This is a genomic window from Paraglaciecola sp. T6c, assembly GCF_000014225.1.
In the GTDB taxonomy this organism is placed as follows: domain Bacteria; phylum Pseudomonadota; class Gammaproteobacteria; order Enterobacterales; family Alteromonadaceae; genus Paraglaciecola; species Paraglaciecola atlantica_A.
The window spans coordinates 2,556,918-2,583,889 of record NC_008228.1 but is presented as its reverse complement, the minus strand read 5'-3'; the positions used below and the strand labels follow the sequence as shown (position 1 = coordinate 2,583,889).

Annotated in this window: 24 protein-coding genes; 20 read left to right on the top strand and 4 right to left on the bottom strand. The window is 44.2% G+C overall.

The window, feature by feature from the left end; translation table 11 throughout:
- Nucleotides 1–146: 146 nt before the first annotated feature.
- Nucleotides 147–3,305 (bottom strand): ribonuclease E, encoded by a 3,159-nt coding sequence (gene rne, locus PATL_RS10895; RefSeq protein ID WP_041713700.1) that lies wholly within the window; start codon nucleotides 3,303–3,305, stop codon nucleotides 147–149.
- Between the two features lie 574 nt (nucleotides 3,306–3,879).
- On the opposite strand from rne, the gene rluC reads away from it, so the two are divergent.
- Genes rluC through rfbD form a run of 5 tightly spaced genes read left to right on the top strand, consistent with a single transcriptional unit; the run spans nucleotide 3,880 to nucleotide 8,358 of the window.
- A complete protein-coding gene (gene rluC / locus PATL_RS10890; RefSeq protein ID WP_011574938.1) occupies nucleotides 3,880–4,836 on the top strand; it encodes a 23S rRNA pseudouridine(955/2504/2580) synthase RluC in 957 nt (318 codons plus the stop codon).
- A gap of 51 nt (nucleotides 4,837–4,887) precedes the next feature.
- Nucleotides 4,888–5,979 carry a dTDP-glucose 4,6-dehydratase gene (gene rfbB, locus PATL_RS10885; protein ID WP_011574937.1) on the top strand — a complete coding sequence of 364 codons (1,092 nt, stop codon included), beginning with the start codon at nucleotides 4,888–4,890 and terminating at the stop codon, nucleotides 5,977–5,979.
- A gap of 2 nt (nucleotides 5,980–5,981) precedes the next feature.
- Nucleotides 5,982–6,875 (top strand): glucose-1-phosphate thymidylyltransferase RfbA, encoded by an 894-nt coding sequence (rfbA, locus tag PATL_RS10880; protein WP_011574936.1) that lies wholly within the window; start codon nucleotides 5,982–5,984, stop codon nucleotides 6,873–6,875.
- Nucleotides 6,876–6,902: 27 nt separating this feature from the next.
- Nucleotides 6,903–7,451, top strand: a complete 549-nt coding sequence (rfbC, locus tag PATL_RS10875; protein ID WP_011574935.1) for a dTDP-4-dehydrorhamnose 3,5-epimerase — start codon at nucleotides 6,903–6,905, stop codon at nucleotides 7,449–7,451.
- 46 nt (nucleotides 7,452–7,497) lie between these two features.
- Nucleotides 7,498–8,358: a dTDP-4-dehydrorhamnose reductase gene (gene rfbD, locus PATL_RS10870; RefSeq protein ID WP_011574934.1), complete on the top strand. Its 861-nt coding sequence runs from the start codon at nucleotides 7,498–7,500 to the stop codon at nucleotides 8,356–8,358.
- A gap of 65 nt (nucleotides 8,359–8,423) precedes the next feature.
- Here the strand turns inward: rfbD and PATL_RS10865 are convergent, their stop codons facing one another.
- A complete protein-coding gene (locus PATL_RS10865; RefSeq protein WP_011574933.1) occupies nucleotides 8,424–9,008 on the bottom strand; it encodes a Maf family protein in 585 nt (194 codons plus the stop codon).
- A gap of 123 nt (nucleotides 9,009–9,131) precedes the next feature.
- Here PATL_RS10865 and yceD point away from each other — a divergent pair, with 123 nt between their 5' ends.
- The 13 genes from yceD to PATL_RS10800 all read left to right on the top strand — a co-directional run bounded on the left by yceD (nucleotide 9,132) and on the right by PATL_RS10800 (nucleotide 19,732).
- Complete coding sequence (gene yceD, locus PATL_RS10860; RefSeq protein WP_011574932.1) at nucleotides 9,132–9,659, top strand: 23S rRNA accumulation protein YceD; 528 nt, start codon at nucleotides 9,132–9,134, stop codon at nucleotides 9,657–9,659.
- 10 nt (nucleotides 9,660–9,669) lie between these two features.
- The gene (rpmF, locus tag PATL_RS10855; RefSeq protein ID WP_011574931.1) at nucleotides 9,670–9,840 is read left to right on the top strand and encodes a 50S ribosomal protein L32; all 171 of its coding nucleotides are present in this window, start codon (nucleotides 9,670–9,672) and stop codon (nucleotides 9,838–9,840) included.
- A gap of 12 nt (nucleotides 9,841–9,852) precedes the next feature.
- Nucleotides 9,853–10,878, top strand: a complete 1,026-nt coding sequence (gene plsX / locus PATL_RS10850) for a phosphate acyltransferase PlsX (protein WP_011574930.1) — start codon at nucleotides 9,853–9,855, stop codon at nucleotides 10,876–10,878.
- A 3-nt stretch (nucleotides 10,879–10,881) separates the two neighbouring features.
- A complete protein-coding gene (locus PATL_RS10845) occupies nucleotides 10,882–11,841 on the top strand; it encodes a beta-ketoacyl-ACP synthase III (protein ID WP_011574929.1) in 960 nt (319 codons plus the stop codon).
- 61 nt (nucleotides 11,842–11,902) lie between these two features.
- Nucleotides 11,903–12,832, top strand: coding sequence for an ACP S-malonyltransferase (fabD, locus tag PATL_RS10840; RefSeq protein WP_011574928.1), 930 nt, complete (start codon nucleotides 11,903–11,905; stop codon nucleotides 12,830–12,832).
- Nucleotides 12,833–12,846: 14 nt separating this feature from the next.
- A complete protein-coding gene (gene fabG / locus PATL_RS10835; protein WP_011574927.1) occupies nucleotides 12,847–13,584 on the top strand; it encodes a 3-oxoacyl-ACP reductase FabG in 738 nt (245 codons plus the stop codon).
- Nucleotides 13,585–13,767: 183 nt separating this feature from the next.
- A complete protein-coding gene (acpP, locus tag PATL_RS10830) occupies nucleotides 13,768–14,007 on the top strand; it encodes an acyl carrier protein (RefSeq protein ID WP_006993870.1) in 240 nt (79 codons plus the stop codon).
- A gap of 78 nt (nucleotides 14,008–14,085) precedes the next feature.
- Nucleotides 14,086–15,324, top strand: a complete 1,239-nt coding sequence (gene fabF, locus PATL_RS10825; RefSeq protein ID WP_011574926.1) for a beta-ketoacyl-ACP synthase II — start codon at nucleotides 14,086–14,088, stop codon at nucleotides 15,322–15,324.
- A 132-nt stretch (nucleotides 15,325–15,456) separates the two neighbouring features.
- Complete coding sequence (gene pabC / locus PATL_RS10820; protein ID WP_011574925.1) at nucleotides 15,457–16,272, top strand: aminodeoxychorismate lyase; 816 nt, start codon at nucleotides 15,457–15,459, stop codon at nucleotides 16,270–16,272.
- 24 nt (nucleotides 16,273–16,296) lie between these two features.
- Complete coding sequence (mltG, locus tag PATL_RS10815; protein ID WP_081429931.1) at nucleotides 16,297–17,295, top strand: endolytic transglycosylase MltG; 999 nt, start codon at nucleotides 16,297–16,299, stop codon at nucleotides 17,293–17,295.
- 67 nt (nucleotides 17,296–17,362) lie between these two features.
- Entirely contained in the window at nucleotides 17,363–17,992 is a 630-nt protein-coding gene (gene tmk, locus PATL_RS10810) for a dTMP kinase (protein WP_011574923.1), read from the top strand.
- A gap of 1 nt (nucleotide 17,993) precedes the next feature.
- A complete protein-coding gene (gene holB / locus PATL_RS10805; RefSeq protein ID WP_011574922.1) occupies nucleotides 17,994–18,896 on the top strand; it encodes a DNA polymerase III subunit delta' in 903 nt (300 codons plus the stop codon).
- A 62-nt stretch (nucleotides 18,897–18,958) separates the two neighbouring features.
- On the top strand, nucleotides 18,959–19,732 hold the full coding sequence (locus tag PATL_RS10800; protein WP_011574921.1) for a TatD family hydrolase: 774 nt from the start codon (nucleotides 18,959–18,961) through the stop codon (nucleotides 19,730–19,732).
- Nucleotides 19,733–19,904: 172 nt separating this feature from the next.
- Here the strand turns inward: PATL_RS10800 and PATL_RS10795 are convergent, their stop codons facing one another.
- On the bottom strand, nucleotides 19,905–20,417 hold the full coding sequence (locus PATL_RS10795; protein WP_011574920.1) for a hypothetical protein: 513 nt from the start codon (nucleotides 20,415–20,417) through the stop codon (nucleotides 19,905–19,907).
- Between the two features lie 413 nt (nucleotides 20,418–20,830).
- Between PATL_RS10795 and PATL_RS10790 the strand changes: the two genes are divergently transcribed.
- On the top strand, nucleotides 20,831–22,603 hold the full coding sequence (locus PATL_RS10790) for an alpha-amylase family glycosyl hydrolase (RefSeq protein ID WP_011574919.1): 1,773 nt from the start codon (nucleotides 20,831–20,833) through the stop codon (nucleotides 22,601–22,603).
- Nucleotides 22,604–22,895: 292 nt separating this feature from the next.
- Complete coding sequence (locus PATL_RS10785; RefSeq protein WP_011574918.1) at nucleotides 22,896–25,340, top strand: membrane-bound PQQ-dependent dehydrogenase, glucose/quinate/shikimate family; 2,445 nt, start codon at nucleotides 22,896–22,898, stop codon at nucleotides 25,338–25,340.
- A 96-nt stretch (nucleotides 25,341–25,436) separates the two neighbouring features.
- Here PATL_RS10785 and PATL_RS10780 read toward each other — a convergent pair whose 3' ends face one another.
- Nucleotides 25,437–26,672 (bottom strand): tyrosine-type recombinase/integrase, encoded by a 1,236-nt coding sequence (locus PATL_RS10780; protein ID WP_011574917.1) that lies wholly within the window; start codon nucleotides 26,670–26,672, stop codon nucleotides 25,437–25,439.
- Nucleotides 26,673–26,972: the final 300 nt, after the last annotated feature.

Below are 26,972 nucleotides of genomic sequence, written 5' to 3'. Positions count from 1 at the left end.
TATGCTGCTTTTTCAAGCATTATAGAGAGGGCGGGAGGATACAGTATATCCCGTGATTAGCAATCGAGAATATAAAAAAACCGCTGTTAGCTATGCTGACAGCGGTTTTATATTGACACTATTGAACGCTTACGCGTCTGACAATTTTAGTCTTGTGATGCGGGTCTCGTAGCCGGTGCCCCGGAACGAGTTGATGCAGCCACCATAGCAGCTGATCTTCCAGAAGCATTTACAGACGGTCGTGCATCATCACTTAGCGAACCAATGTTTAACGTGTTGAACTCATGCTCAACACTGGCTGGCGTAGCCATTGGGTGTGAAGCACGAGCCTTAGTATCGCTAGCGCTAACCTGAATTGATTTTGACACCGCTTTTTTCGCTTTTGGCTTATTCGTAGGTTTAGATTTCTCTTCACGCTTTTCTGGAGCTGACGGTATCGTTTGCACAATGACTTCATCTGCTTCAGGGGCGATTGCAACCGCGTCTACTTTAGGTGCTGCAGTTTCAACCTTTGCGTTGTCGACAGGTGCGTTATTTTCCACGCTAGTATCGTTTGCGATGACAGGTTGCTCATCAATAGATTGAACTGCCGTGACCTCAGGCGCTTCAGCGACTTCTTCACCTTTGGAAATAGTGTCTTCTGGTTGAGTTAACAAGTCGCCTTGAGCCGGTGCTTGTTGAGTCACATCAGCACTGATAGCAACCTCAGAAACTGTATCCGTTACAGGTACAGCATTTTCTTTGATGGCTTGTTCAGTTTGCACTGGCGCTACTTCAGCCTGTGGTGCATCAAATTGTAACTCATCCTGCTTAGCGCTTTGCTCGTTATCGGTCACCTGTGTTGCTTGAGCTTCCTCATCTTTACGACGCTTTTGACCTGCAGCACGAATGTGACGAGGTGAACGACGACTGCGTGTACGCTGAGTCGTGTTTTCACCTTTATCGTTACCGGTGTTATCCATTGACTCTGGTTTAGCTGGGTCTTCATGGGTCTCGTGAGAAGACTCTTGAGCGCGCTTCTCTTCCGCCTTCGTCTTAGACTTTTTCGGTGATTCAATATCTTGTGCAGATACTGCAACAGGAGCCTGAGTTTCCGCGGTAGCAGGAGTGTCCTGTGTAGCGGTTTGCTCAATGACTGCGGCAACTTTGCTGTCTACTTCAACAGCAGCTTGAGCGTTATGATTGTTGGTTGCAGCGATATCAGCATTGCTAGTGTGAGTTTTAGCCTTAGCTGTTTGCTCTTTACTATCATCTACACGCACGCTACGTCTGTTATCACGACGTTTGCGACGCTCAGCAACCTTGTGCTCTTTTACTTCTTTTTGAGGAGCTGCTGGCTTTTGATCTTTCTTCTGCTCAGTGTTAGTTAGCTCTTTTGGCGACTTGTTATCGTTTCGAGGTTTACGATTATCATTGCGACGAGGCTTACGATTATTCGGCTTTTCATTGCCATCGCGGTTGTCTGAACGATTGTCGTCCTTGCTTGAAGAGCGGTTGTCATCGCGATTATCTGAACGATTGTCACCTTGCTTACTGCGGCGAGGATTGTTTCTATTGCGACGTTGTTGCGGCTTACGCTGAGGTTTAACTTCAGGCTCTGGCTCAGGTTGTGGCGCTGGCGCGAATAACGACTTCAACCAACTAGCAATTTTTGAGAGCAACGACACGCTTTCAACATCAGCCTTTTTGGGTGTTTCAGGTTGAACAGCTGCAGCCTTAGCAGGCGAGACGAAGCTCTGGAGCATAGGTTGTTCTTTAACAGGTGTGGCCGTTACGGCTTTATCTGCTTCGGTGTCTTCGTTTTTCATTAACTCAACGTTATAGCTCATGTCATGAATAGCATCATCGGGTCGACGACGAGCAACGTTGTAGTGAGGGGTTTCCATGTTCGGATTTGGAATAATGACCAATTGCACTTTATGACGTTTTTCAACGCCAGCAACCGCGCCGCGTTTTTCATTCAACAGGTAAGTGGCCACATTAACAGGTAGCTGGGCTTCGATTTGCCCTGTGTTGTCCTTAATGCTTTCCTCTTCCATGATACGCAGTACTGATAATGCTAACGATTCAGTCCCACGCACGGTACCGTGACCACTACAACGAGGGCACACATTGTGGGCAGAGTCTCCTAGTGATGGGCGTAAGCGTTGACGTGACATTTCAAGTAAACCAAAACGAGAAATGCGACCCAATTGCACTCGAGCACGGTCGTGTCTTACCGCGTCTTTCATGCGGTTTTCCACTTCACGTTGGTGACGTACAGGCGTCATGTCAATAAAGTCAATGACCACCAAACCACCTAAATCACGCAAACGTAACTGACGGGCAATTTCATCAGCGGCTTCAAGGTTGGTATTAAATGCAGTCTCTTCGATATCACTGCCTTTGGTAGCGCGGGCAGAGTTAATATCAATTGAGGTAAGGGCTTCGGTTGGGTCAATTACGATTGAGCCACCTGATGGCAAGCGCACTTCACGCTGAAAAGCAGATTCAATTTGGCTTTCAATTTGATAATGGCTGAATAAAGGCACATCACCACGATATAGCTTCACACGATTCGCGAAATCAGGGCGAACCAACTCGATGTGCTTCATGGCTTGCTCGTAAATACTGGTTTTATCAATCAGTATTTCGCCAATATCACGACGCAGGTAGTCGCGAATTGCGCGTACAATAACATTGCTTTCTTGGTGAATTAGGAAAGGAGCAGGGCGAGAATCCGCCGCTTCAGAAATAGCGGTCCAATGGGTTAATAAAACACTCAAATCCCATTGTAATTCTTCAGCTGATTTACCAACACCAGCGGTACGAACAATTAACCCCATTCCATCAGGTAACGTAAGGTTGCTTAGGGCTTGTTTAAGATCCGTACGTTCATCACCTTCGATGCGACGAGAGATACCACCGGCTCTTGGGTTATTAGGCATCAATACTAGGTAGCTACCTGCCAAACTGATAAAGGTGGTTAACGCAGCGCCTTTCTGGCCTCGCTCTTCTTTATCGATTTGAATAATAACTTCCTGGCCTTCTTTGATGACGTCTTTAATATTCGGACGGCCTTCAAATTTATAACCTTGAGGAAAATAGGTGCGGGCGATTTCTTTAAGAGGTAGGAACCCGTGACGCTCTGCGCCGTAATCCACGAAAGCTGCTTCTAGACTAGGCTCTACGCGGGTTATTGTACCTTTATATATATTGGCTTTTTTCTGTTCGTGACCAGGGCTTTCAATGTCTAAATCGTAAAGCTTTTGACCATCGACGAGGGCAACACGCAATTCTTCTTGCTGCGTTGCATTGATTAACATTCTTTTCATTCTTATTGACTCGGTGGTGTACCGATCGCCACGGATGAAAGACATGCGTTGAGTTTCGACAATTTTCTGTCATGCAGCCTCGCGGCTGTATCTAACTAATTTTAAGTTTCTGCCTAAGTACCTTATGCGTTATTTAACGCATATATGTATTAAATACTTCCCATTTGGGTGTCAGTTTCGGCATTTCCTGACTTATATAAATTCGTTTCTTAAAACGGTTAATACTCGGTGGTTATGCGTTGAAAAAAATGGGCATAACAAACCCAGTATGTTGTCAATTCAATTACATTCTTTACATCGGCCGCGATCAAATAGTTATTTATCATCGCTGATGTCTTGGTTCTGTTTTATCTAATCCACGAAAAGTTACTCACTTCGCGATTGATAGGGCAGTATTTAACGACTTATTTGTATCGCACTGCTACCAGAACGGATTATTACATCTGTTTGTCTTGTTCGGCGTGTGCCTATAGCAAGACTGGCACATTATCACATTAAAATCTAAACGCTGGCAAGCGAATAAAGTGCTGGTCATACATGGGGGGCTTCCAGTTATAATACTCTGATGATCACAGATACTACATTTCAGAAAGTCCAGTTTATCGATATCGAGCCCGACCTAGAGGGTCAGCGCATCGATAATTTTTTACGTACCTTACTCAAAGGGGTACCTAAGAGCCTTATTTATCGCATCGTGCGTAAGGGCGAAATTAGGGTTAATAAAAAGCGCGTTAAGCCTGAATATAAGCTTCAAGCCCATGACCAGTTACGCATTCCGCCCATACGTGTGTCTGAGCCCAATGAGGCGCCTTCCACTAAATTGGACAAAGTGGCTTCACTTGAGTCTCATATTTTGTTCGAAGATGATTTACTTATCGTGTTAAATAAGCCATCAGGAATGGCAGTGCATGGAGGCAGTGGTTTGAGCTTCGGGGTGATTGAAGCGCTTCGTGCATTGCGCCCTCAAGCGCGATTCTTAGAATTAGTTCATCGTTTAGACCGAGACACATCAGGTTGTTTAGTTATCGCTAAGAAACGCTCAGCACTTAAAAACTTGCATGAGCAACTTCGTGATAAAAAAATGGATAAGCGCTATCAAGCATTAGTAGTAGGTGAATGGCCCGAAAATCGTTATAAAGTCAATGCACCATTGTTAAAAAACATTCTTAAATCGGGTGAACGTTTAGTGTCGGTGGATACTGAAGGTAAACCGTCTGAAACACGTTTTCGTGTACTCGATAGATTTTCAGGCGCCACGCTAGTTGAAGCCTCACCTATTACAGGCCGTACCCACCAAATACGTGTACATTGCTTGCATGCAGGTCATCCCATTGCTTGCGATGACAAATATGGTGATTCAGAGTTTACTGGGCTGATGAATCAAAAAGGGTTGAAGCGTTTATTCTTGCATGCGTACTCCTTAGCGTTTATTCACCCAAAGACTGAAGACAGAGTCAGTTTTCAAGCCCCACTCGATAAGCAATTAAACAGAGCGTTAAGCGTGTTGGAAATTCGTAGTTAAAAACAAAGACAAGATGTCTACTTTTAGATTTAAAAAAGGGTTTAGTTTTACATGAAAATACTCGTTACCGGTGGAGCCGGCTTTATCGGCAGTGCTGTCGTCAGGCATTTATTAGCCAACACGCAAGACAGTGTGATTAATGTTGATGTATTAACGTACGCAGGAAACACAGAGTCCATTCCCCAAGAATTACACAGCGACAGATATCGTTTTGAGCAAGTAGATATTTGTGATGCAGCAGAAATAAAACGTGTATTCAATGCACACCAACCTGATGCGGTGATGCATTTAGCAGCCGAATCACACGTTGATCGCTCTATTGATGGGCCGGGTGCCTTTATTCAAACCAATGTGGTCGGCACTTATACACTATTAGACGCCGCTCGCGCTTATTGGCAGGATTTGCCAGAAGAGCGCAAAGGGCAGTTTATTTTTCATCATATTTCTACCGATGAAGTCTATGGAGACTTACCTCACCCGGACGAAGTCTCTGGAGGCGGTGAATTGCCTTTATTTACAGAAAACACCCCCTATGCACCCAGCTCACCTTATTCGGCAAGTAAAGCGAGTTCAGATCATTTGGTCAGAAGCTGGCAGCGCACTTATGGTTTACCGACGGTAATCACAAATTGCTCTAATAATTACGGCCCTTATCATTTTCCCGAAAAGTTAGTCCCACATGTCATTCTAAATGCGCTGGCCGGTAAACCTTTACCTGTATATGGTGATGGCAGTCAAATTCGCGACTGGTTGTTTGTTGAAGATCACGCCCGTGCGTTATGCCTAGTAGTTAAATCTGGGAGTGTAGGAGAGACGTTCAATATAGGCGGCCATAATGAAAAGCGTAATTTAGATGTAGTACGTACTATTTGTGCGTTGCTTGATGAGTTAGCCCCGCAACAAAGAGCAGCAGATATTTCAGCCTACGCTGATTTAATTACATTTGTGAAAGACCGGCCAGGGCACGATGCTCGTTATGCCATCGATGCTAGTCATATTCAAAAAGCGTTAGGGTGGAAACCAGAAGAAGACTTCGTATCAGGTATGCGAAAGACGGTGCAATGGTATCTTTCCAATGAATCATGGTGGCAGCGAGTGTTATCAGGGAAGTATAAACTAGGCCGTTTAGGCGAAGGGGAGTAAACATGGCTAATCACATTCCTAAATATAAAGGTATCATTTTGGCTGGGGGCTCAGGCTCCCGCTTACATCCCATTACGCAAGGGACATCAAAGCAACTACTGCCTATTTATGACAAGCCAATGATTTACTATCCTCTTTCGGTATTAATGCTCGCAGGTATTCGGGAAGTAATGATCATCACCACTCCCGAAGATAAAGCAAACTTTCAACGTTTGTTAGGAGATGGCAGTCGCTACGGCGTTGAAATCGAATATGCCGTGCAGCCGAGTCCAGATGGCCTTGCTCAAGCATTTATTATTGCAGAGGATTTTATCGGCGATGCGAATGTCAGTTTAGTATTGGGGGATAACATTTTTTATGGTCAGCATTTCTCTGACAAGTTGAAAGACGCCACCCAAGTGACAAAAGGTGCCACCGTATTTGGTTATCACGTCACTGACCCAGAACGCTTTGGTGTGGTTGAATTTGATAAAGATAAAAAAGCCATCAGCATTGAAGAGAAGCCCCTAGCGCCAAAATCACAATATGCAGTAACAGGTTTGTATTTTTATGACAATGATGTCATCGACATCGCCAAAAATATCAAACCGTCTGTGCGTGGAGAATTGGAAATCACCGATGTGAATTTAGCGTACCTTGAAAGAGGGGATTTACACGTGTCGTTATTGGGTCGTGGTTTCGCTTGGCTTGATACAGGTACCCACGACTCGCTCCTTGACGCTGGGCAGTTCGTACAAACCGTTGAGCACCGCCAAGGCTTGAAAGTGGCGTGTTTAGAAGAAATTGCCTATCGCAATAAATGGATAGACAAAGCGCAGTTGACGGAACAAGGCAACAGTTTGGCCAAAACAGGTTACGGCCAATATTTGCTCAAAGTCGCAAATGGTTACGAGTAATCCCAATTAATTTTCTGAGTTTATAATATGCAAATCACCCCAACACCACTCAATGACGTTCTCATATTCGAGCCAAAAGTATTTGGCGATGAGCGAGGTTTCTTTATGGAGACCTTCCGCGCGGACTTATTTACCGAAGCAACAGGTGTGAAAGCACTGGTACAAGATAACCACAGTAAATCCCGCCAAGGTATATTACGCGGCTTACATTATCAGTTAGAGCACACCCAAGGTAAGTTAGTACGGGTTACCCAAGGCAGTGTATATGATGTGGTCGTAGATTTACGCCAATCTTCTTCCTCCTTTGGTCAATCATATGGCATCGAATTGTCAGCGCAGAATAATAAACAACTGTGGGTCCCAGCGGGTTTTGCCCATGGTTTTTACGTCACCAGCGAAACAGCTGAGTTTGTATACAAATGCAGTGATTATTATCACCCACAATCTGAAGTGTCTATTTTATGGAATGATCCTGCCCTTAGCATCCAGTGGCCATTAGTGAACGGAGAAACGCCAGCATTATCGGAAAAAGATAAAGTGGGTTGTTTATTCAGCGATGCCCCAAAATTTGCTTAACAGTGCGCTGATGCACATTTAATCTAAATTTAGATACGGAAATATTGTGAAAGTACTTATCACTGGAAAAAAAGGTCAACTAGGGTGGGAGCTTTGTAACCGCGCTCCCGAACCTACTGTTGAGGTGTTCGCTTTTGATAGCGCAGAGCTCGATATAACTGATGCTAAAAAAGTTGCTGAAATTTTTTCATCTATTCAACCTAACGTGGTTATTAATTGCGCAGCTTATACCGCAGTAGATAAAGCGGAGACAGATGAAGCCACCGCCTTCTTAGTAAATGAAGAAGGTGCTAAGAATATCGCTAACGGCTGTAAAGAAGTCGGTGCAAGGTTGTTACACATATCAACTGATTTTGTTTTTGATGGGACTAAGTGTTCACCTTATATCGTATCTGATAGACCTAACCCGCTTGGAGTGTATGGCGCGTCAAAATTAGCAGGTGAGTTAGCCATTCAAAGCATGCTGCCTGAGGCGATTATTGTGCGAACGGCCTGGGTATATTCTAGCCATGGTAATAACTTCGTTAAAACCATGCTGCGGTTAATGCAAGAGAAATCCCAGCTAGGTATTGTCTCAGACCAAATTGGTACACCCACTTACGCTGCTGGGCTAGCTGATTGGCTTTGGGCGGTGGTCGACAAGCCTGATATTAAAGGCATGTACCATTGGACAGATGCAGGCGTGGCCAGTTGGTATGACTTTGCTATCGCTATCCAAGAGCTAGCACTAGAAAAGGGACTTTTGCATAAAGCGATCTCAGTGCAGCCAATCTATGCGGCCCAGTACCCGACGCCGGCTAAAAGGCCCGCATTTTCTGTTGTCGACAAAACCGCGGCAGAACAGGATTCAGGTGTCCAAACTGTCCACTGGCGCAAGCAATTATCTAATATGCTCGATAATCTTTAGGTAAACAGATATCCATTTGGTATTTGAGAAACGTCGCTCAACAGCATAGTTGAACGATGTTTCATCTACTGCATATGCTCAAATACATCAATTTCAAACTTTTTTAGCATCGCCACTAGTGCAATTAGAGGAAGACCAATAAGGGTATTAGGGTCGCGACCGTCTAACGATGAAAATAACGCTATCCCCAAACCTTCGCTTTTAAAGCTACCAGCACAATCATACGGCTCTTCAAGTTCAAGATATCGACTAATTTGTTTAGCACTAAGTGATTTAAATATTACATCAAACGTTTCAACAATCGTTTCCTGACGCTGTGTTTTACTATCAAGTAAGGACAACCCGGTAAAAAAAGTAACAGTTTTTCCGCTTAGCTGTGTAAGCTGGTCAAATGCCTTGAGCTTATTACCAGGTTTACCGAGAATAACACCGTCAACACAAGCGACTTGATCAGAGCCTATAATAAGACCCTTTTGAGTTACCCCTACAGATAATGCCTTTTCTGCTGCCAATCGCGCCACTAAAGTGTTGGCAGACTCATTATTCATCGGCGTTTCATCCGCGCTGGGTGAGGCACATGAAAAGGGGATACACAGCTTTTCAAGAATATTTTTTCGATATGGGGAGGTTGAAGCAAGAATTAGTTTCATCAATTTGACGACCTGTATTATTATTGACGGCCGACATAAAAGCATAAATTGCTTAATTTACATAGGACTTAAGATCATATTTTCTTTGACTAAACCCTTTTCAGCCTTTATGATGCGCGCGCTATGCAGAAAGTAAAATTACCTAAACAACTCGACCCAATCAAAAGTGCAACAAAACGCTCTGAATATCAGGGGGTAATGTTAACGGCTGATATGCCGAGATTGCTAAGTACAGTTGCTGGCGTAGACGACGAAGTTGATATCGAAGTGAAGTTTTTAAAAGACGAGCAGGGTCTTTCATACTTCGAAGGTCAAATTCGTTGTGAAACATCACTTGTCTGTCAAAGATGTAATGGTGTTTTTACTCATCCTTTAGACGTGTCGTTTTGTTTCAGTCCTGTGCAGGGACTTGATGATGAAAAGGCCGATGAGTTACCGGATATTTACGACCTGGTAGAGGTCAATGACCACGGAGAAGTCAATTTACTTCAAATTTTTGAAGACGAAATGATCATCTCTTTGCCAATTGTCGCCCTTCATGCAGAGGAGGATTGTGACATAAAAGCAGAGGACATGACGTTCGGAAAAATTGAACCGGTCGATGAACGTCCAAACCCGTTCGCGGTTTTGAAAGAACTTAAGCGAGACTAGGAGCAAACTAATGGCAGTACAAAAGAATCGTAAAACTCGTTCTAAGCGTGGCATGCGTCGTTCGCATGATGCGTTGGGAACTGCGACTATGTCTGTAGATTCAACATCAGGTGAGACGCACGTTCGTCATCACGTTACAGCTGATGGTTACTACAAAGGCAAAAAAGTTCTCTCACTATAATTTGAGATAGCTTTGCGTCATCTAACCTTAGCGTTAGATATTATGGGGGGCGATAACGGCCCCCATATTATTCTATCTGCAGCTTTAAAAGCACTGAATGAATTCCCCCACCTAAATTTAATTTTTTGCGGAGACGAAGATGTTATTACATCTTGGTTAAACCAGCACTCCTCTTCCTTATCCAATCGATATTCAATAGTTCATTGCAACCAACAGGTTTTGATGGATGACAACCCTGTTAAAGCGCTTCGTCATAAAAAAGACTCGTCTATGGCCTGTGCTATTAAGCACGTTCACAATGAGCAAGCGGATGCATGTGTAAGTGCGGGTAATACAGGCGCTTTGCTGGCAATGGCATGCTCTCAACTGAAAACTCTCTCTGGTGTTAACCGTCCTGCTTTGGTATCAAGCTTACCCACTGCTAAAGGTCACAAAGTCTATCTTTTGGATTTAGGCGCGACGGTACAAAGCGACGCACAAACGTTGCTACAAAATGCTGTGATGGGGTCTGTATTAGCTGAGCAAATTGCAGGAATTGAACGCCCGAGAGTGGCTATTTTAAACGTGGGTGAGGAGCAAATCAAAGGCCCTGCGAATATCAAAGAGGCGAGTCAATTATTAGCCGCCAGCGACCACTTAAACTATATTGGGTTCGTTGAAGGTGACGATATATTTAACGATATTGCCGATGTCATTGTCACCGACGGCTTCTCAGGAAACATCGCTTTAAAATCCTGCGAAGGACTGGTTAAGTTATTGATAGAGCAAGTAAAGCGTGATGCTAAGCGAAATATATTGAGTAAAATCATGGCAAAACTGGCCATGCCCCTATTACGTCGTCTCTATTTGCGAGTGAACCCCGACCAGTATAACGGTGCGAGTCTGATAGGATTGCGCGGAATTGTGGTCAAAAGCCACGGAAATGCCTCGGATGAGGCTTTTTTGTATGCGATCCGCGAAGCGGTTCAAGAAGCCGAAAGGCAAGTTCCCACAAAAATTAAAGATAAGATTGAAAACCTCTTGATGGAGCGATCGTAATAAATGAATTCTAGAATAATTGGTACTGGTAGTTATTATCCAAGCGACGTGCGCACGAACGCCGACTTATCCCTCATGGTGGATACGTCAGACGAATGGATAACAGATCGCACTGGTATCAAAGAGCGCCGCATTATCGGGGAGCATGAAACCGCTGCCACTATGGGCTTTGAGGCAAGTAAAAAAGCACTGGAAGCAGCCGGTATAGACGCCAAGTCATTAGACATGATTGTATGTGCCACAACCAGCGGACGTTACTCGCTACCCAGTACAGCCTGTGAGATCCAAAAAGCGTTAGACGTCGATGGCATTCCTGCATTTGACGTAGCAGCTGCTTGCGCCGGTTATTGCTATGCATTAAGCGTGGCTGATCAGTACATTAAATCAGGCATGGCAAAACGCATTTTGGTCGTAGGAACTGATTGCCTAAGTCGCATGATCAGCCCAGAAGACCGCACTATGGTAATTTTATTTGGTGACGCTGCAGGTGCAACAATTATCGAAGCGAGCGAAGAGCCTGGCATATTATCCACCCATATCCATGCTGCAGGGTCATACGGTGATTTATTGGCCATTGGTAATCCAACTCGTGGGGATGAATCATCCATCCACGAAAACTGGGGCTCTATGAAAGGCAATGAAGTATTCCGCGTTGCTGTGACAAAGTTAAGTGAAATCGTTGAAGAAACCTTAGCCGCCAATAATATGCAGAAATCTGATTTAGATTGGCTCGTTCCTCATCAGGCTAACTTCCGAATAATTAAAGCCACGGCGAAAAAATTAGATATGTCGCTTGATCAAGTGGTTATAACACTTGAGCGCTACGGTAATACGTCAGCGGCGACGGTGCCAACGGCCTTAGATGAAGCAATTCGAGATGGGCGTATCAAGAGAGGGCAAAACCTCCTATTAGAAGCCTTCGGTGGTGGTTTCGCCTGGGCATCTGCTTTAGTGCGATATTAAATACCAGCATCATTAATATGGTGGTAACGATTATTTTAGTGATCAAATGAAAGGAAGTTTTATGTCAAAACGCGCGTGGGTGTTCCCAGGTCAGGGTTCACAAACAGTGGGCATGTTGAAAGACTTAGCGGCTCATCATCCGCTAGTAGAAGAAACATTTAGCCGGGCAAGCAAGGTCTTAGGTTACGACCTTTGGGACGTAGTACAAAACGACAATGGGCAAACATTAGGACAAACGCAGGTGACACAGCCTGCGTTGTTAGCTGCTAGTTTCGCTATATTCCAAGTTTTAAAAGCACAAAGCGCTAATTTACCGCACTATCTTGCAGGTCATAGCTTGGGAGAATACTCAGCCCTTGTGTGTGCTGGTGTTCTATCATTTGAAGATGGCGTCAAATTAGTAGAAGCGCGCGGCCAGTTTATGCAGCAGGCTGTCCCTGAAGGGGTAGGAGCGATGTATGCGATCATTGGTCTTGATGATGCGAAAGTCATTCAAGCATGCGAACAAGCGCAAAACGAAACACAGCAAATCGTATCTGCGGTAAACTTTAATTCACCAGGCCAAGTCGTTATTGCAGGCAATGCAGAAGCTGCTGAAAAATCAGCTGAGCTGTGCAAAGAAGCGGGCGCTAAACGCGCTCTACCTCTAGCAGTAAGTGTGCCTTCTCACTGTGCTTTGATGAAACCCGCTGCAGATAAACTTGCTGAGCTATTTGAAACTATTGAGTTTACAACCCCTTCTATAGGGGTGGTAAACAATGTTGATGTCGCTATTGAATCTAATGTAGAAGATATTAAATCTGCACTTTTGCGCCAGTTATATAGCCCAGTGCGTTGGACTGAAACCATTCAAAAGCTATCCGCTTTAGGCGTAAGCCAGATTCATGAAATTGGCCCAGGTAAGGTGTTAACTGGCTTGATAAAACGCATAGATAAATCATTGAGCTGTGATGCGGTAAACAACGCAGAAACAGTATCGACAATTCAATAATATAGAGAATATATATGTCTGGATTAGACGGAAAAATAGCACTTGTAACGGGCGCTAGTCGCGGTATCGGTAAAGCGATCGCTGAACAATTAGTCAACGATGGAGCGACGGTCATTGGTACAGCTACATCTGAAGCTGGCGCCAACGCTATCAGTGAGTATTTGGCGGACAATGGCAAAGGCATGGTACTCAACGTATCAGAGCCAGAATCGATGACTCGCTTGTTAGCTGACATCGCAGAACAATTTGGTGTGATCGATATTTTGGTCAATAATGCCGGTATCACCCGGGATAACCTGCTCATGCGAATGAAAGATGAAGAATGGCAAGATATCATTAATACCAACCTCACATCCGTGTTTAACATGTCTAAAGCAGTTTTACGTGGCATGATGAAAAAACGTTGTGGTAGAATCATCAATATTGGTTCTGTTGTTGGCAGTTCAGGTAATGCAGGTCAAGCAAACTATGCTGCAGCGAAAGCTGGCGTTATAGGTTTTACTAAATCAATGGCACGTGAAGTCGCTTCTCGTGGAATTACAGTCAATGTAGTTGCTCCAGGTTTCATTGATACTGATATGACCAAGGCACTGAACGACGACCAACGTGAGGCCATTTTTAAAGATATTCCAGCAAATCGTTTAGGCTCTGTTCAAGAAGTTGCCTCAGCGGTTGGCTTTTTAGCTAGTAATAGCGCCGCATACATAACAGGGGAAACCTTGCATGTAAACGGTGGAATGTATATGGGGTAGTATGTTTATTTAATAACCTAGGTTATTAAAACATTGCTTGCCTGTTAATTTTTTGTTGATTATTATATAGTTTTTAGTGGTTCGACCAGTAAAAAACTTCAATGTCTTGCTTGCAAGGCGGTGGGTTGGTGAATACACTACTCGAAATTTATATCTAGCGACTTTTAAGGGAAAACTAGAATTATGAGTGACATCGAAGAACGCGTTAAAAAAATCATTATTGAACAACTTGGTGTTAAAGAAGAAGAAGTAAAATCAGAAGCCTCGTTTGTTGATGATTTAGGTGCGGATTCTCTAGACACAGTTGAATTGGTTATGGCTTTAGAAGAGGAATTTGATACTGAAATTCCTGATGAAGAAGCAGAAAAAATTACAACAGTTCAATCTGCTATTGACTACGTTAACGCTCACAAAGACGCGTAAACAGTTTTTAAAAACGGCTCTTTCTGAGCCGTTTCTCTTATCTAACACACCAAATTTATATTACGTTCGGAGGCCAAAGTGGCTAAACGTCGGGTTGTAGTAACCGGTCTTGGCGTACTCTCTCCTGTGGGCAATGATTATGCTTCCACGTGGCAGAATATCGTCGGCGGTAAAAGTGGCATAGGCCCTATCACGGTTTTTGATGCATCTGAATACACCACGCATTTCGCAGGGGAAGTGAAAGACTTCAACGTTGAAGATTACATCGCCAAGAAAGAAACCAAGAAAATGGACAAGTTTATCCAGTTTGGTATTGCAGCTGGAAAGCAAGCCTTAGTGGACTCAGGTTTAGCCATTACTGAAAAGAATGCCTCTCGAGTTGGCGTAGCCATTGGGTCAGGTATTGGCGGTTTAAGTTTGATTGAAGAAAATCATACTAAATTAGTTAACTCTGGGCCTAAGCGTATCTCGCCCTTTTTCGTTCCTGCTACTATCACCAATATGATTTCAGGCTTCCTGTCCATCATGGAAGGTTTAAAAGGCCCTAATTTAAATATTGTGACTGCCTGTACCACAGGTGTCCATAATATGGGGATAGCTGCACGTACCATTGCTTACGGTGATGCTGACGCGATGTTAGCTGGCGGTGCGGAAGCGTCTATTTGCCCATTGGGCTTAGGTGGCTTTGCGGCTGCTAGAGCGTTATCAACTCGCAACGATAACCCGCAAATAGCCAGCCGTCCGTGGGACAAAGACCGAGACGGCTTTGTTATGGGCGAGGGTGCCGGTGTTGTTATGCTAGAAGAGTATGAGTCAGCGAAAGCTCGCGGCGCAAAAATCTATGCAGAGCTTGTTGGTTTCGGCATGAGTGGTGATGCTCATCACATGACATCACCGCCCGAAAATGGTGAAGGTGCAGCCGCTGCAATGCACAATGCACTCAATGACGCCTCAGTGAATGCGCATCAAGTAGGCTATATCAACGCTCATGGTACATCTACACCAGCGGGTGATGTAGCGGAAGTTGCTGCAGTAAAGACTATTTTTCAGGACAGCGCCAAAAAGGTACTTGTTAGTTCAACAAAATCCATGACCGGCCATTTATTAGGTGCCGCTGGTGCAGTTGAGGCTATCTTCACTATCTTAGCGTTGAAAGACCAAGTAGCCCCACCGACTATTAATTTAGATAATCCAGGTGAAGGGTGCGATCTTGACTTTGTTGCACACGAAGCCCGCTCAATCAAAATGGAGTACGGCTTGTGTAATTCATTTGGTTTTGGCGGTACTAACGGTTCGTTGCTATTTAAAAAAGTGTAATTTATCACGCACGAATAGTATCTAAACGAAGCCTGTAATATCATTGCTATTACAGGCTTTTTTGCATCAGATTACTCTCTTTATTCTAAGACATGATTTATCCTAAGACATGATTTTTTCAAAGACTCACATATGATTGTAAATGGTTCATCCGCGACACAACTCGCTATCACAGATAGAGCGACCCAATATGGCGATGGGTGCTTCACCACCATGTTAGTTAGAGACGGAAAGGTCGAGTACTGGGATGCGCACCTAACACGGTTACAATCAACCTGTGAACGTTTGTTAATTTCTTCGATAAATTGGGATGAGTTAGCGCTACATGTCTCAGCTCTGGCAGAACAAAAAACGCTTGGTGTGTTGAAAGTGTTAATTTCACGAGGCTCCGGTGGACGTGGTTATAGCCCTGAGGGGGCGAAAACCCCTGTTTACATCGTTAGTCAACATCCATTTCCTGCTCACTACCAAGACTGGCAGCGAAAGGGTATCGAACTCAATGTCAGCAGTATTACGTTGGCCAAGCAGCCATTGCTTGCGGGTTTGAAACATTTGAACCGCTTAGAGCAAGTATTGATAAAGCATGAATTAGCTAATGATGCCTTTCATGATTGCTTGGTTCTCGATACTGATGATGTGATTGTTGAAACCTCGGTGGGAAACATATTTTGGTATTGCGAAAATGCTTGGCATACACCTTCGCTTAATTTTAGTGGTGTCGAAGGCGTTATGCGTAACCAAGTGATGGCATACTTATTGGCTAATCAAGTACCCATCCATCAGTGTAGAGAAGGACTCAATAGCATACAATCTGCCTCAGAGGTTTTCGTGTGCAATAGCCTGATGGGCATTGTCCCGGTATCAGCAATTGAGTTTAGTGATGGTCACAGGGCATATTATTTAAATGAGAAAACACGCGATTTACAAAACGGAGTAATGAATTATTAGTATTAAAGAACAAGGAACGAAGACTTGAGAATCAACGTAATCAAAGTGTCCTCATTATTGATGACTTTAGTGATTGTTACGTTAATGACAGGCTTGCATTATCTAAAGCAACAAGCAGAAAGACCATTAACGCTTAATGAGCCACTTTTACTTACTGTCAAGAAAGGGCAGTTCTCTAACAGCATTTTAAAGCAGCTGAAAGAACAATCACTGATTGATGACACCCTCGGTCTTAAAGTGATGCTCAAAGTAATGCCGGAGATCGCTAATGTAAAAGCAGGCACTTACGAAATCGAGCCAGGCATGAACGGTATCGATGTTTTCCAACTTATTGCCAGTGGTAAGGAGAAGCAATTCGCCCTTACATTGGTAGAAGGCCTTAGGTGGCAAGATTGGGAAAAGCAGCTTACGAGTCATCCCTACGTTAAGGTGGGTGATGACTTTAGCGAAAATGTAAAAAGATTTAGCCACGACATTGAAGGCCAATCTTTAGAGGGATGGCTGATGCCGGACACCTATCATTTTGTGGCAGGCACCAGTGCATTTACCATCGTAAAATGGGCATACAGCGCAATGCAAAAGGAACTCGCACTGCAATGGCAACATCGCGACCAGAATGTGCCTTATGCAACGCCTTACGAAGCGCTTATTATGGCGTCCATTATTGAAAAAGAAACCGCATTAGGCGAAGAGCGAAGTCGTATAGCAGGCGTATTTGTTAATCGCCTGCGGTTAAATATGCGTTTACAAACCGATCCGACTGTTATTTATGGCATTGAAGATTTCGACGGTAATATCACGCGTAAAGACTTAAGACAAGCAACGCCTTATAATACCTACGTGATTAAAGGTTTAACACCAACCCCCATCGCCATGCCCAGTAAGCTAGCGATAAATGCAGCCCTCAACCCGTTAGCCACTGACGAGCTGTATTTTGTGTCTAAAGGGGATGGCAGTCATCACTTTTCAGAAACGTTACAAGAACATAATCGTGCCGTACGGCAGTACCAATTAAATCGTTAATTTGGTTAACGCAGGCTACTTAAGAACACCCTATAAACACGCACAGTGAGCGTAAAGGAAATGAAGTTTGATACACCCAGGTAAATTTATTGTCATTGAAGGATTAGAAGGAGCGGGCAAAAGCACCGCTGTCAGTATCGTGAAATCCTGCATAGAGCAAGCTGGGCATAGTTTAACCTGCACTCGTGAGCCAGGTGGAACGGCTATGGCTGAGGCCATTCGTGAATGTGTTAAAAAAGATTGGCCAAACGAAACGGTAACCACAGAAGCTGAACTGTTACTTATGTATGCTGCCCGCGCTCAGCTGCTGCACAATGTTATTCACCCTGCATTAACGTCAGGATCTTGGGTGCTGGGCGATCGACATGATATGTCATCCCAAGCCTATCAAGGCGGAGGGCGTGAAATACCCCAAACATTGATTCAACCTCTGCGTGATATTACCTTGAAGGGGTTCGTGCCTGACTTCACCTTATACTTAGATGTTGAACCAAGTATAGGCTTAGCACGTGCACGAGGCCGTGGTGAGTTGGATCGCATAGAACAGCTTGATATATCCTTTTTTGAGCGTACCCGTGCACGTTATCTCAGCTTGGCTGAGCAAGATGAGAACTGTGTTGTCATAGATACAATGCAGTCAATCGAGCAAGTGCACCACGATATTCAACACGCCATGCAACAGTTTTTGGCGGTGTAAAGTGTATTCTTGGTTACACGCTTCTTTACAGCAATTGTCCCAGCGCGCGGCGACGTTGTCGTTGCATCATGCGTTATTGCTAAAAGGTGAAAAAGGCATAGGTAAAACGGAATTTGCACAACAGCTAGGGCGGTTTTTACTGTGTGCGAATAAACCTGCTCTCTCGAAAGATAACTTAGGTCCTTGTGGTCACTGCCAGTCGTGCTTATTGTCAGCGGCTGGGAATCATCCAGATTTATACGAAATTCGTTCTGACAAGCAAATTGGTGTCGATGCTATTCGCGACGCAATTAAAAAGCTTTCAGGCTCGGCTCAACTGTCAGGCGCTAAAGTGCTGCTTATTCATGACGCACACACTATGACAGAGTCTAGTGCCAACGCATTATTAAAAACCCTAGAAGAGCCTACAAACAACACATTCTTGCTCTTATTAAGCAGTCACCCTGAGCGCTTACTACCGACCATTTTAAGTCGCTGCGAAAAGGTAGCGTTATTCAGTCCCACTCAACAAGAGTGTATTGATTGGTTGAATAAGGAAGGTTATGCAAATGTTGATGACGCTTTGTTGCGTTTATACGGTACGTCTCCTTTAGTACTGATTGAGCACTTAAAAACACCGCCCAAAGTCAATTATCAAGAACTAGTTGAAAATCTAGGTTATTTGAATGTGGGTACGGCGGACCCAGCCGCGCTGGCAACGAAATGGCAAGACGAAGCCATAACAATTGTAAAGTGGTTACAGGTATGGCTTGTAAACCAACTTAAAACTGGCCAGCCCAACACCGAACACTTATGGCAGATGCACGCGCGATGCGTCAACGCTAACGAGCAATTACGTAACCCAGGCGTTAATAAAACCCTGGTGCTTGTCAACATTTTACAGTCGATGGCATTAAAGGCCTGAAAACCTATTTTGCTTGATACTTTGCTTGATACTAGATTAACGATTTAAAGTAGGAATATTCTTTGTTTGTAGATTCACATTGTCACTTAGACCGATTAGATAAAAGCCCAGAAGAATTAGCGGAAGTCATCCATTTTGCACAGCAGCGCGGTGTCGAGCATTTCCTGTGTGTTTGCGTGTCCGTCAATGACTTTCCAGCTATGATGCAATCCATTAAACCCTTCAATAACGTTTCAGCATCCTGTGGTGTACACCCACTTCACCAAGATGAGGCTTGCACTTATGAAGAGTTACTCACAATGGCCAAGTCCGAGAATATCGTCGCGATAGGTGAGACAGGCTTGGATTATTTTTACAGTGCAGATACAAAAGAAGTGCAGTTAACATCTTTTGTCGATCACATAAAAGTAGCCAACGAATTAAATAAGCCTTTGATCATTCATACACGAGATGCGCGCCAAGACACCATTTCCTTATTGAAAGAATACAAAGCGCCTCACACACGCGGTGTGTTGCACTGCTTTACAGAAGACTGGGAAATGGCTCAAGCGGCTATAGAATTAGGGTTTTACATTTCTATTTCAGGGATTGTCACCTTCAAGAGTGCCCAAGAATTACAAGACGTGGTTAAGAAAATTCCACTGGAAAACCTACTGATTGAAACAGACTCCCCTTGGCTCGCGCCTGTTCCCTATCGAGGTAAGCAGAACCAACCCGGTTACGTACGAGAAGTAGGGGAGTTCATTGCTAAGCTAAAAGGGGTTTCCGTGGATGAGCTGGCCAAAGCCACCACTGAAAACTTTTATACCTTATTTAATATCCCCAGAACCATCTAGTGATTGGTTGTTTATTTGATTTAGTCATGCCGCATAATGCGCGGCATCGTTAGATCAATCGGATATTCTAGCCGTACTTAAAAATATTCCCCTCGATGTCTGGTCTGGGCTGCGTTCATACCCATTGTGATAAATCACAGCGTTGAGTGGCCAGTTATTTACTGGATCGGTATTACAAACTCGTTGAGATTGACTCAGCTGAGGTACTCAGAACGTTATAGCCTTTTTCGGTTTTTTCATGAGAAGGGCTGTTCACCACCACAACCCATTTTCCGGCTGAGGTCGCATCACGAGTTTGATTAACGACTGCGTCCTGATCTGGTCTTAGCGAAGCCAACCCAGCGATCATCAGGCCTACAAAAAAGCCTAAGATGGCTAATGCAATAACAGTCAATACTGGGCTGGTTTGGGTGTAAGCGGGCCCATAAAACCCTAACAGTACACCGCAGAAAACGCCTAACACCACACCCATGAGGGCTAACCCCATATGGGCTTTTAGCATAAACAGTCCGACTTTCTTGTCGTCGTTCTCTAATTTCTCACCAAAATGTGGATCATGCGGTGCCACGATACTCACTTCATCATGTAACAGGCCTGTTGACTGCATCACTGCTGATGCTGCATTTTTAGCAGCCATCTCGTCACCATAAATGGCACTTACTTTACCTCTGATTTCTTGGCTCATTTCGATTTCCTTTTAAATTATTCATCTTCTCACAGCAAAATGGATGTGCTTTCAGTGGTAAGAGCGCTGCAAAACTCATACCTCTAAACATAGTGATAAGCACGCGGCTCGACTCATCGCAAATTAACGCTGTCCAGCGTATTTTGTGGAGCAATTAACAAATTGTTTGGGTCTATATAAGGGATTGATAGACGACAAAATTACTCTTTCAGTGAAAATTTTACTCATCTGAATGCGGTATTAGCCGTTTAAGAAATTTGCTATAAGTTTTATGTTTGAACGAATAACGATTAAATAAGACCAACAAAATCAATAAGCCGACCGCAAATCTATTTCACAAACTAAAAATCCACCAAGTTGGCGCGTATTCCGCTTAGTGCACAGTTCTTCTATTTCCTTTATCGAGACCTTTTATGTCAAAAGAACGCATTGCATCCATGGGATTATTCAAATCAGATAAAGGCTATGAAGTCGCGCTATGGGCGCCCAATGCCAAAGCCGTAGCTATCCGCGGTGAGTTTGATGATTGGAGTGAGAAGGGCGTTGCTCTTACGCTTGAAAATGATGGTGTATGGACTGGTCAAATTCCCCAGTTAAAGAATCATCAAAAATACCAATTTAGTATTACCACGCAATCTGGTGATGTGCTAAAACGCAACGACCCTAGAGCGCGATTACTAACGAACAGTGTGGGCGCATCAGTCGTTTATGATGACGATTACCAGTGGCCCGAATCCCCCTTTCAAATGCCAGAAAGAAGCGCTCTTGTTATTTATGAACTCCACATAGGGACGTTTAACTGCAAAGCTATCGGTGAAACCGGCGAAGCAAATGAGCCTGGTACCTTTAAAAGCACCATCGAAAAATTAGACTACCTCGCAAAGCTAGGCATTAACTGTATTGAAGTCATGCCGGTAAATGAATTTGCGGGTGACTTCAGTTGGGGTTACAACCCGGCATACCCATTTGCGGTGGAGGAAGCTTACGGCGGGCCTGATGGTTTAAAAAATCTGGTACGCGAGGCTCACGCTAGAGGCATCGCTGTTGTGCTTGATGTTGTCTACAACCATTTTGGACCAAGCGACCTTCATTTATGGCAATTTGATGGATGGTCTGAAAATAACAAAGGTGGGATCTACTTTTATAACGATTGGCGCAGTGATACGCCATGGGGTGACACAAGACCCGATTATGGCCGACCAGAAGTACGCCAGTACATATACGACAACGCAATGATGTGGCTGGAAGAGTTCCGTCTTGATGGATTGCGCATGGACATGATCCCCTACATGCGCTCAGTCAGTGGCTCTGAAGATCCGGACGATGCAATTGAAGAAGCATACGATTTAATTCGTTGGTTAAATAGCGAAATTCAACGTCGTCACCCCGGGAAAATCGTTGTCGCAGAGGACCTACATGGAAACGATTTTGTCACAGATAAAACTGAACATGGTGGGTTAGGATATACCGCGCAATGGGATGCAGACTTTGTTCATCCAATAAGAGATGTACTAACACAACCTGAAGATGACAGCCGAGATCTAAATTTGGTCGAAAAAGCATTAACCAGGCAATACTCTGGTGATCCATTAAGTCGTGTGGTGTATGTTGAATCTCATGATGAAGTGGCTAATGGCAGCGCGCGGTTGGCGGAAGAAATAGCCCCCGGTAATGTTGATAAAGACTATTTTGCACGCCAGCGCTCTGCTATTGGTGCTGCGCTAACACTCACGGCCCCTGGCACCCCTATGTTGTTTCAAGGCCAAGAGTTGCTTGAAGATTTATGGTTTGATGACAAAGATCCCATCGATTGGTCTCGTAAACAACAATTCCCGCAACTTCATAAGGCGTATACAAGACTAATAGCCTTGCGTACAGAGCATCCGTCATTGCAAAGTGTACATCTTAATATCACTCATATGGACCACCAGAACAAAGTACTGGCGTATCAGCGCGGTGAACGAAAAGAAGGAGTCGCGCCTTTGCTGGTAATTATAAACTTTAAGAATCAGCGCTTTGATAATTATAAATTAAGCCATTTTGATAATGCCCAATGGCAATGTCTGTTCAATTGGCAAAATGGTTATCATGAACCGAATGAATTTCATTTTGAGCATGGTGAGGATAACGCCACTCAGTTGAATATTGGTGAATACCAAGTGTTGATCTTCGAGGCGAAACGGTAATGACCATTAAATGTGCTCAAGCTGGTGCATTTGAATAAAGATGTGCTCATTAAGCCTTTCATCTAAATTTTATTGGTAATTATTACCCCCGCGTTGAAATTATTACATTTCAGGCGGGTACTTTTTCCCTGTACCTCCCAATTTCTGGTTCATCAAGTGTGGTGCATGCTTTGCACCATCTGCCTTGATTGAAGTCATAAAATAAGCAATTTGTGCTGTCTTACTACAATGTCGCACGTCAGTTTTCGACATTCAGTCACTCTTCTAATTATCTCAAAAAGGAAAACGCTAAATGTCTTCTTCTTCAAACCGACGCATATCTAATTGGCCGCTGCGGATGTTTTCAGTGGTTAGCTTTCTCATCGGACTCTATTTAGCAATAGGTGGCGTTTGGTTAGTCGCCGAAAACGGCTCTTATTACTACGCTATCGCAGGCGGAACTTTAATATTAAGTAGTTCCTTACTCTACTTTAAGCAACGTTTAGGCTTGTGGGTTTTTACTCTGCTCTTTTTCGGTACGCTAGGGTGGACTATTTGGGAGTCAGGCACAGATTATTGGCGATGGGTTCCTCGTATGGGCGTGCCTGTAGTCCTTTGTTTTGTTCTCGCGTTGTTACTGCCTAGTCTGGGGTTTTCGAAACGCGCGAGCCTTTCTCTTGCAGGGGCATTCGCGGTAATTTTTGTTGGCGCGTTTAGTATGGCTTTCGTACCCACAGGCTGGACTCACAATGCCATGGCTCCTCAAGCAGGAAGTAGCTTGATCAAGCTTGGCAACCAAAACGGCATAAACGATATTAGTGCTGATGACTGGCCCGTGTATGGTCGAGATAACCATGCCAGTAGGTATTCACCTGTGACCGATATAACACCTGAAAACGTCACATCTTTAAAAAAAGCATGGCAATACAGGACAAAAGACATCCCCTCTAAACGCTACGGCGCTGAAACGACACCTATTAAAATTGATGACAAACTTTACTTGTGTACCGCAAGGAATAAATTAATCGCCTTGAATGCACAGAATGGCAAAGAGATATGGCGCTATGACCCAAAAGTAGCTGACGAAGACATACCCTATACTGCAGCATGCCGCGGTGTAGCTTATTATAAAGTACCTCCCACTGAGGAAGTTCATATTGAGAAACGAAACGAAAACAGTATGAACGCCATTACAGACGGCTTACTAGCGTGTCGCGAAAGGATCATTAGTGGCACGTTAGACGGGAGGATCATAGAAGTAGATGCGCAAACAGGTAAACCTTGTTCTAACTTCGGGAATAAAGGTGAAGTTGATATCAAGGAACATATGGGCAAAACCCCCAGTGGCTTTGTTGCTATTACGGGTGTTCCAGTGATTGTTAAAGGTGTGATCATCACTGGGCACCAAGTTCTAGATGGACAAAAACGTTACGCACCATCAGGCGTGATCAAAGGATTTGACGTACAAACCGGAGAACTTCGTTGGGCGTGGGACATGGTCAAACCTAATATTGATAAGTTACCCCCTGCAGGAGAAACATATACACGAGGCACACCCAATATGTGGACCTCAGCTACGGGTGATAACGATTTAGGGTTAGCGTATTTACCCATGGGTAATTCATCTGCCGATTACTGGAGTAGTTCGCGCACTAAAGCAGAACTAAAATATGCCACGTCCCTCGTTGCCATGAACGTAAATACCGGTAAACCAGCGTGGTCATTTCAAACAGTACACAAAGACGTTTGGGACTACGACTTAGGCTCACAAGTTAGCTTAATTGAATTCCCTACCAATAATGGTCAGGTTCCAGCATTAGTGCTAACGAGCAAACAAGGGGACATTTACATACTCAATCGTGAAACCGGCGAAGTGCTAACGGGTGTTGAGGAGCGCACAGTACCTACCGGGGGAGTGTTACCGGAGTTGCGATCTGACACGCAGCCATTTTCAACATTTCATACTCTACGTAAGCCAGATCTCACCGCTAAAGACATGTGGGGGGTCACTATGTTCGATCAACTGGCATGCCGTATTCAATTTCAAACCGCTAGTTATCATGGTATTTACACGCCACCAACCACACAACAGCATTGGATTGAATACCCAGGATATAACGGCGGATCAGACTGGGGAAGTGTTGCCATCGACCCGCAAAGAGGTGTGTTGATTGCAAATTACAATGATATGCCAAACTACAACCGACTCGTTTCGCGTGAGGAAGCCAATGAAAAAGGGTGGAAACCGAGAGACGAAATGGATCATGATGATGGAGGAGCCGAAGGTGCTGGAGACCCTCAGCAAGGAACCCCCTACGCAGTTGATGTGAATGCAGGGTGGCGTTTGCCTTTGACTGGACTACTGTGCAAACAACCACCCTACGGTGGGATACGAGCTATTAACCTAGAAAATGGAAAAACCTTATGGGATCGTCCTCTGGGAACCGCTCGCAACAATGGTCCCTTCGGTATTGCATCGGGATTACCAATAACCATAGGCACGCCGAACAATGGTGGCAGCGTGGTGACTAAAAGCGGTTTGATATTCATAGCGGCAGCGACGGATAACCTTATCCGCGCTATTGACATCAATACCGGGCAAACAGTGTGGCAAGACGAGTTACCCGCTGGCGGTCAAGCGAACCCAATGATGTACCGAGAAAATGGTAAAAGTTACTTGGTTATCGTCGCTGCGGGGCATCATTTTATGGAAACGCCTCCAGGGGATTATGTCATCGCTTACGCACTAGATGAATAAGCGAGGCTGGCTTAAAAACAAGCGCTATATTTAAAAGCCCAAACTTTCTTGGGCTTACTCTTTAAGAAAGTACGCCCGTGAGAGTAAAAATTGCTTTTATAATTTACGCGGCACTGTTGCCTCAGCTTGTTGTTGAATATCCGTAGAGATGTAAATTGAAAGCGTGGATAAGTCAGCATGCCCCGCGTTTTTCATCACCACTTGTAGCGGCGTCCCCGCAGTAATGGAGGTGGTAATTCCTGTATGGCGTAACGAATGAACGCTAAATTGTCGAAGCTCGTGAGCTTCTTGAGGTGCTGTTTCCTCTAAGTTATCTGCAGTAGTATCAAACACGAAGCGCACAATACTACGTATAGATTCGATACCTAGCTGTGCGGTTAAAATGCCTGTTTCGCGCCCGTGAGTCCCGGCTTTGTGACGCACAAACAAGGGAACTTGTTCATTAGGTAAAGGCAAATCACTGAGTCCTATATAACGTCGATAGTGACTCAAGCATTGAATTAACTCATCAGGGCAGGGGATCATACGGCTTTTGCCACCTTTACTGCGTGGAATTTTAAACACCCAATGCCCGCTTCTGTGGCGTATAAAGCTGCTCATCATAGGCGTATAGCCTGGCCTAGCGGCTATTTCAGAGACCCTTGGATAGAGCAAGTACAACATGGCGAAAAGTAGGCGGGTGCGTTGGTGTTTTTCTGGTTGAGTATCCGCAAGATGATTAACCTGCTGCCAGACACTCTGCCATTGTAATTCACTCAACGCTTTTTCATCATCAGAAGACTCGATAACGTGCGTATTATTTACGTTCAGCCTGCGCAACAACACAGCCGCAGGATTCTTATCACAGTATTCCATGTCACTTAAAAATAAAAAGAACCCGCTTAATAGAGACAGCTGTGCTTTTAAGGTGGATGTTTTTCGCACATAGCATGCTGCGTCTCTTAATACGAACGGCCGCCATTTGGGATTAGGCTCAATTGTGCCGTCTTGCTTGTGCGCGACAAAGAACGGGTATGACGCATGTGTGATAAGTTCTGATGGCGGCTCATTGCAAAAATCCACAAACTTACGTAATTGCACTCTGTCTATTTCAGCAATGGAGAGCTCTTTCACCCGCCAAGCCCAGTTAAATAAAAGATTTAGTTCACTACGGATCGACTTAAAGTTATTAGCGTTAAAACGGTTCTCACTCAAATACTCAATGGCTAACTCGTAACTGTAGGCGGCGTCCTTTATTGATAGGTCAAAGTCCATCACTTGTTGATTAATATAAGCAACCCCCACGTCCAGTTGTTCAGCATGAGGAAATAGCGGCATAAATATAATTGACATGAATTAACAGTAAGCAATGTTTACGAATTACGGCATATTAACTGTATATTAATACAGTTAATAGGGCTTGATACAAAATTAGCGGCGAAATCATGCTTGGGGTGATTAATTACGGGCTAAATTTAACGTTAAAACATTTTTTTCGCTCTTGTAACTGGCGTCTTAACAGCAGTAAATGTCATACTCTTCAACCGTAGCCTAGTAAGATAACCTGAAACCTTCTTATAGTAATGTTGATCACGGCGGGTTGGTCGTCACCAAGTTGTCGAATAAAACGTCGTTCGGCGATGAGAGATTATT

What these genes read in the sequence shown, in the direction of transcription:
- rne (WP_041713700.1), bottom strand. Translation starts at nt 3,305, where the DNA reads ATGTTAATCAATGCAACGCAGCAAGAAGAATTGCGTGTTGCCCTCGTC.
- rluC (WP_011574938.1), top strand. Translation starts at nt 3,880, where the DNA reads ATGATCACAGATACTACATTTCAGAAAGTCCAGTTTATCGATATCGAG.
- rfbB (WP_011574937.1), top strand. Translation starts at nt 4,888, where the DNA reads ATGAAAATACTCGTTACCGGTGGAGCCGGCTTTATCGGCAGTGCTGTC.
- rfbA (WP_011574936.1), top strand. Translation starts at nt 5,982, where the DNA reads ATGGCTAATCACATTCCTAAATATAAAGGTATCATTTTGGCTGGGGGC.
- rfbC (WP_011574935.1), top strand. Translation starts at nt 6,903, where the DNA reads ATGCAAATCACCCCAACACCACTCAATGACGTTCTCATATTCGAGCCA.
- PATL_RS10865 (WP_011574933.1), bottom strand. Translation starts at nt 9,008, where the DNA reads ATGAAACTAATTCTTGCTTCAACCTCCCCATATCGAAAAAATATTCTT.
- yceD (WP_011574932.1), top strand. Translation starts at nt 9,132, where the DNA reads ATGCAGAAAGTAAAATTACCTAAACAACTCGACCCAATCAAAAGTGCA.
- rpmF (WP_011574931.1), top strand. Translation starts at nt 9,670, where the DNA reads ATGGCAGTACAAAAGAATCGTAAAACTCGTTCTAAGCGTGGCATGCGT.
- PATL_RS10845 (WP_011574929.1), top strand. Translation starts at nt 10,882, where the DNA reads ATGAATTCTAGAATAATTGGTACTGGTAGTTATTATCCAAGCGACGTG.
- fabD (WP_011574928.1), top strand. Translation starts at nt 11,903, where the DNA reads ATGTCAAAACGCGCGTGGGTGTTCCCAGGTCAGGGTTCACAAACAGTG.
- fabG (WP_011574927.1), top strand. Translation starts at nt 12,847, where the DNA reads ATGTCTGGATTAGACGGAAAAATAGCACTTGTAACGGGCGCTAGTCGC.
- acpP (WP_006993870.1), top strand. Translation starts at nt 13,768, where the DNA reads ATGAGTGACATCGAAGAACGCGTTAAAAAAATCATTATTGAACAACTT.
- pabC (WP_011574925.1), top strand. Translation starts at nt 15,457, where the DNA reads ATGATTGTAAATGGTTCATCCGCGACACAACTCGCTATCACAGATAGA.
- PATL_RS10795 (WP_011574920.1), bottom strand. Translation starts at nt 20,417, where the DNA reads ATGAGCCAAGAAATCAGAGGTAAAGTAAGTGCCATTTATGGTGACGAG.
- PATL_RS10790 (WP_011574919.1), top strand. Translation starts at nt 20,831, where the DNA reads ATGTCAAAAGAACGCATTGCATCCATGGGATTATTCAAATCAGATAAA.
- PATL_RS10785 (WP_011574918.1), top strand. Translation starts at nt 22,896, where the DNA reads ATGTCTTCTTCTTCAAACCGACGCATATCTAATTGGCCGCTGCGGATG.
- PATL_RS10780 (WP_011574917.1), bottom strand. Translation starts at nt 26,672, where the DNA reads ATGTCAATTATATTTATGCCGCTATTTCCTCATGCTGAACAACTGGAC.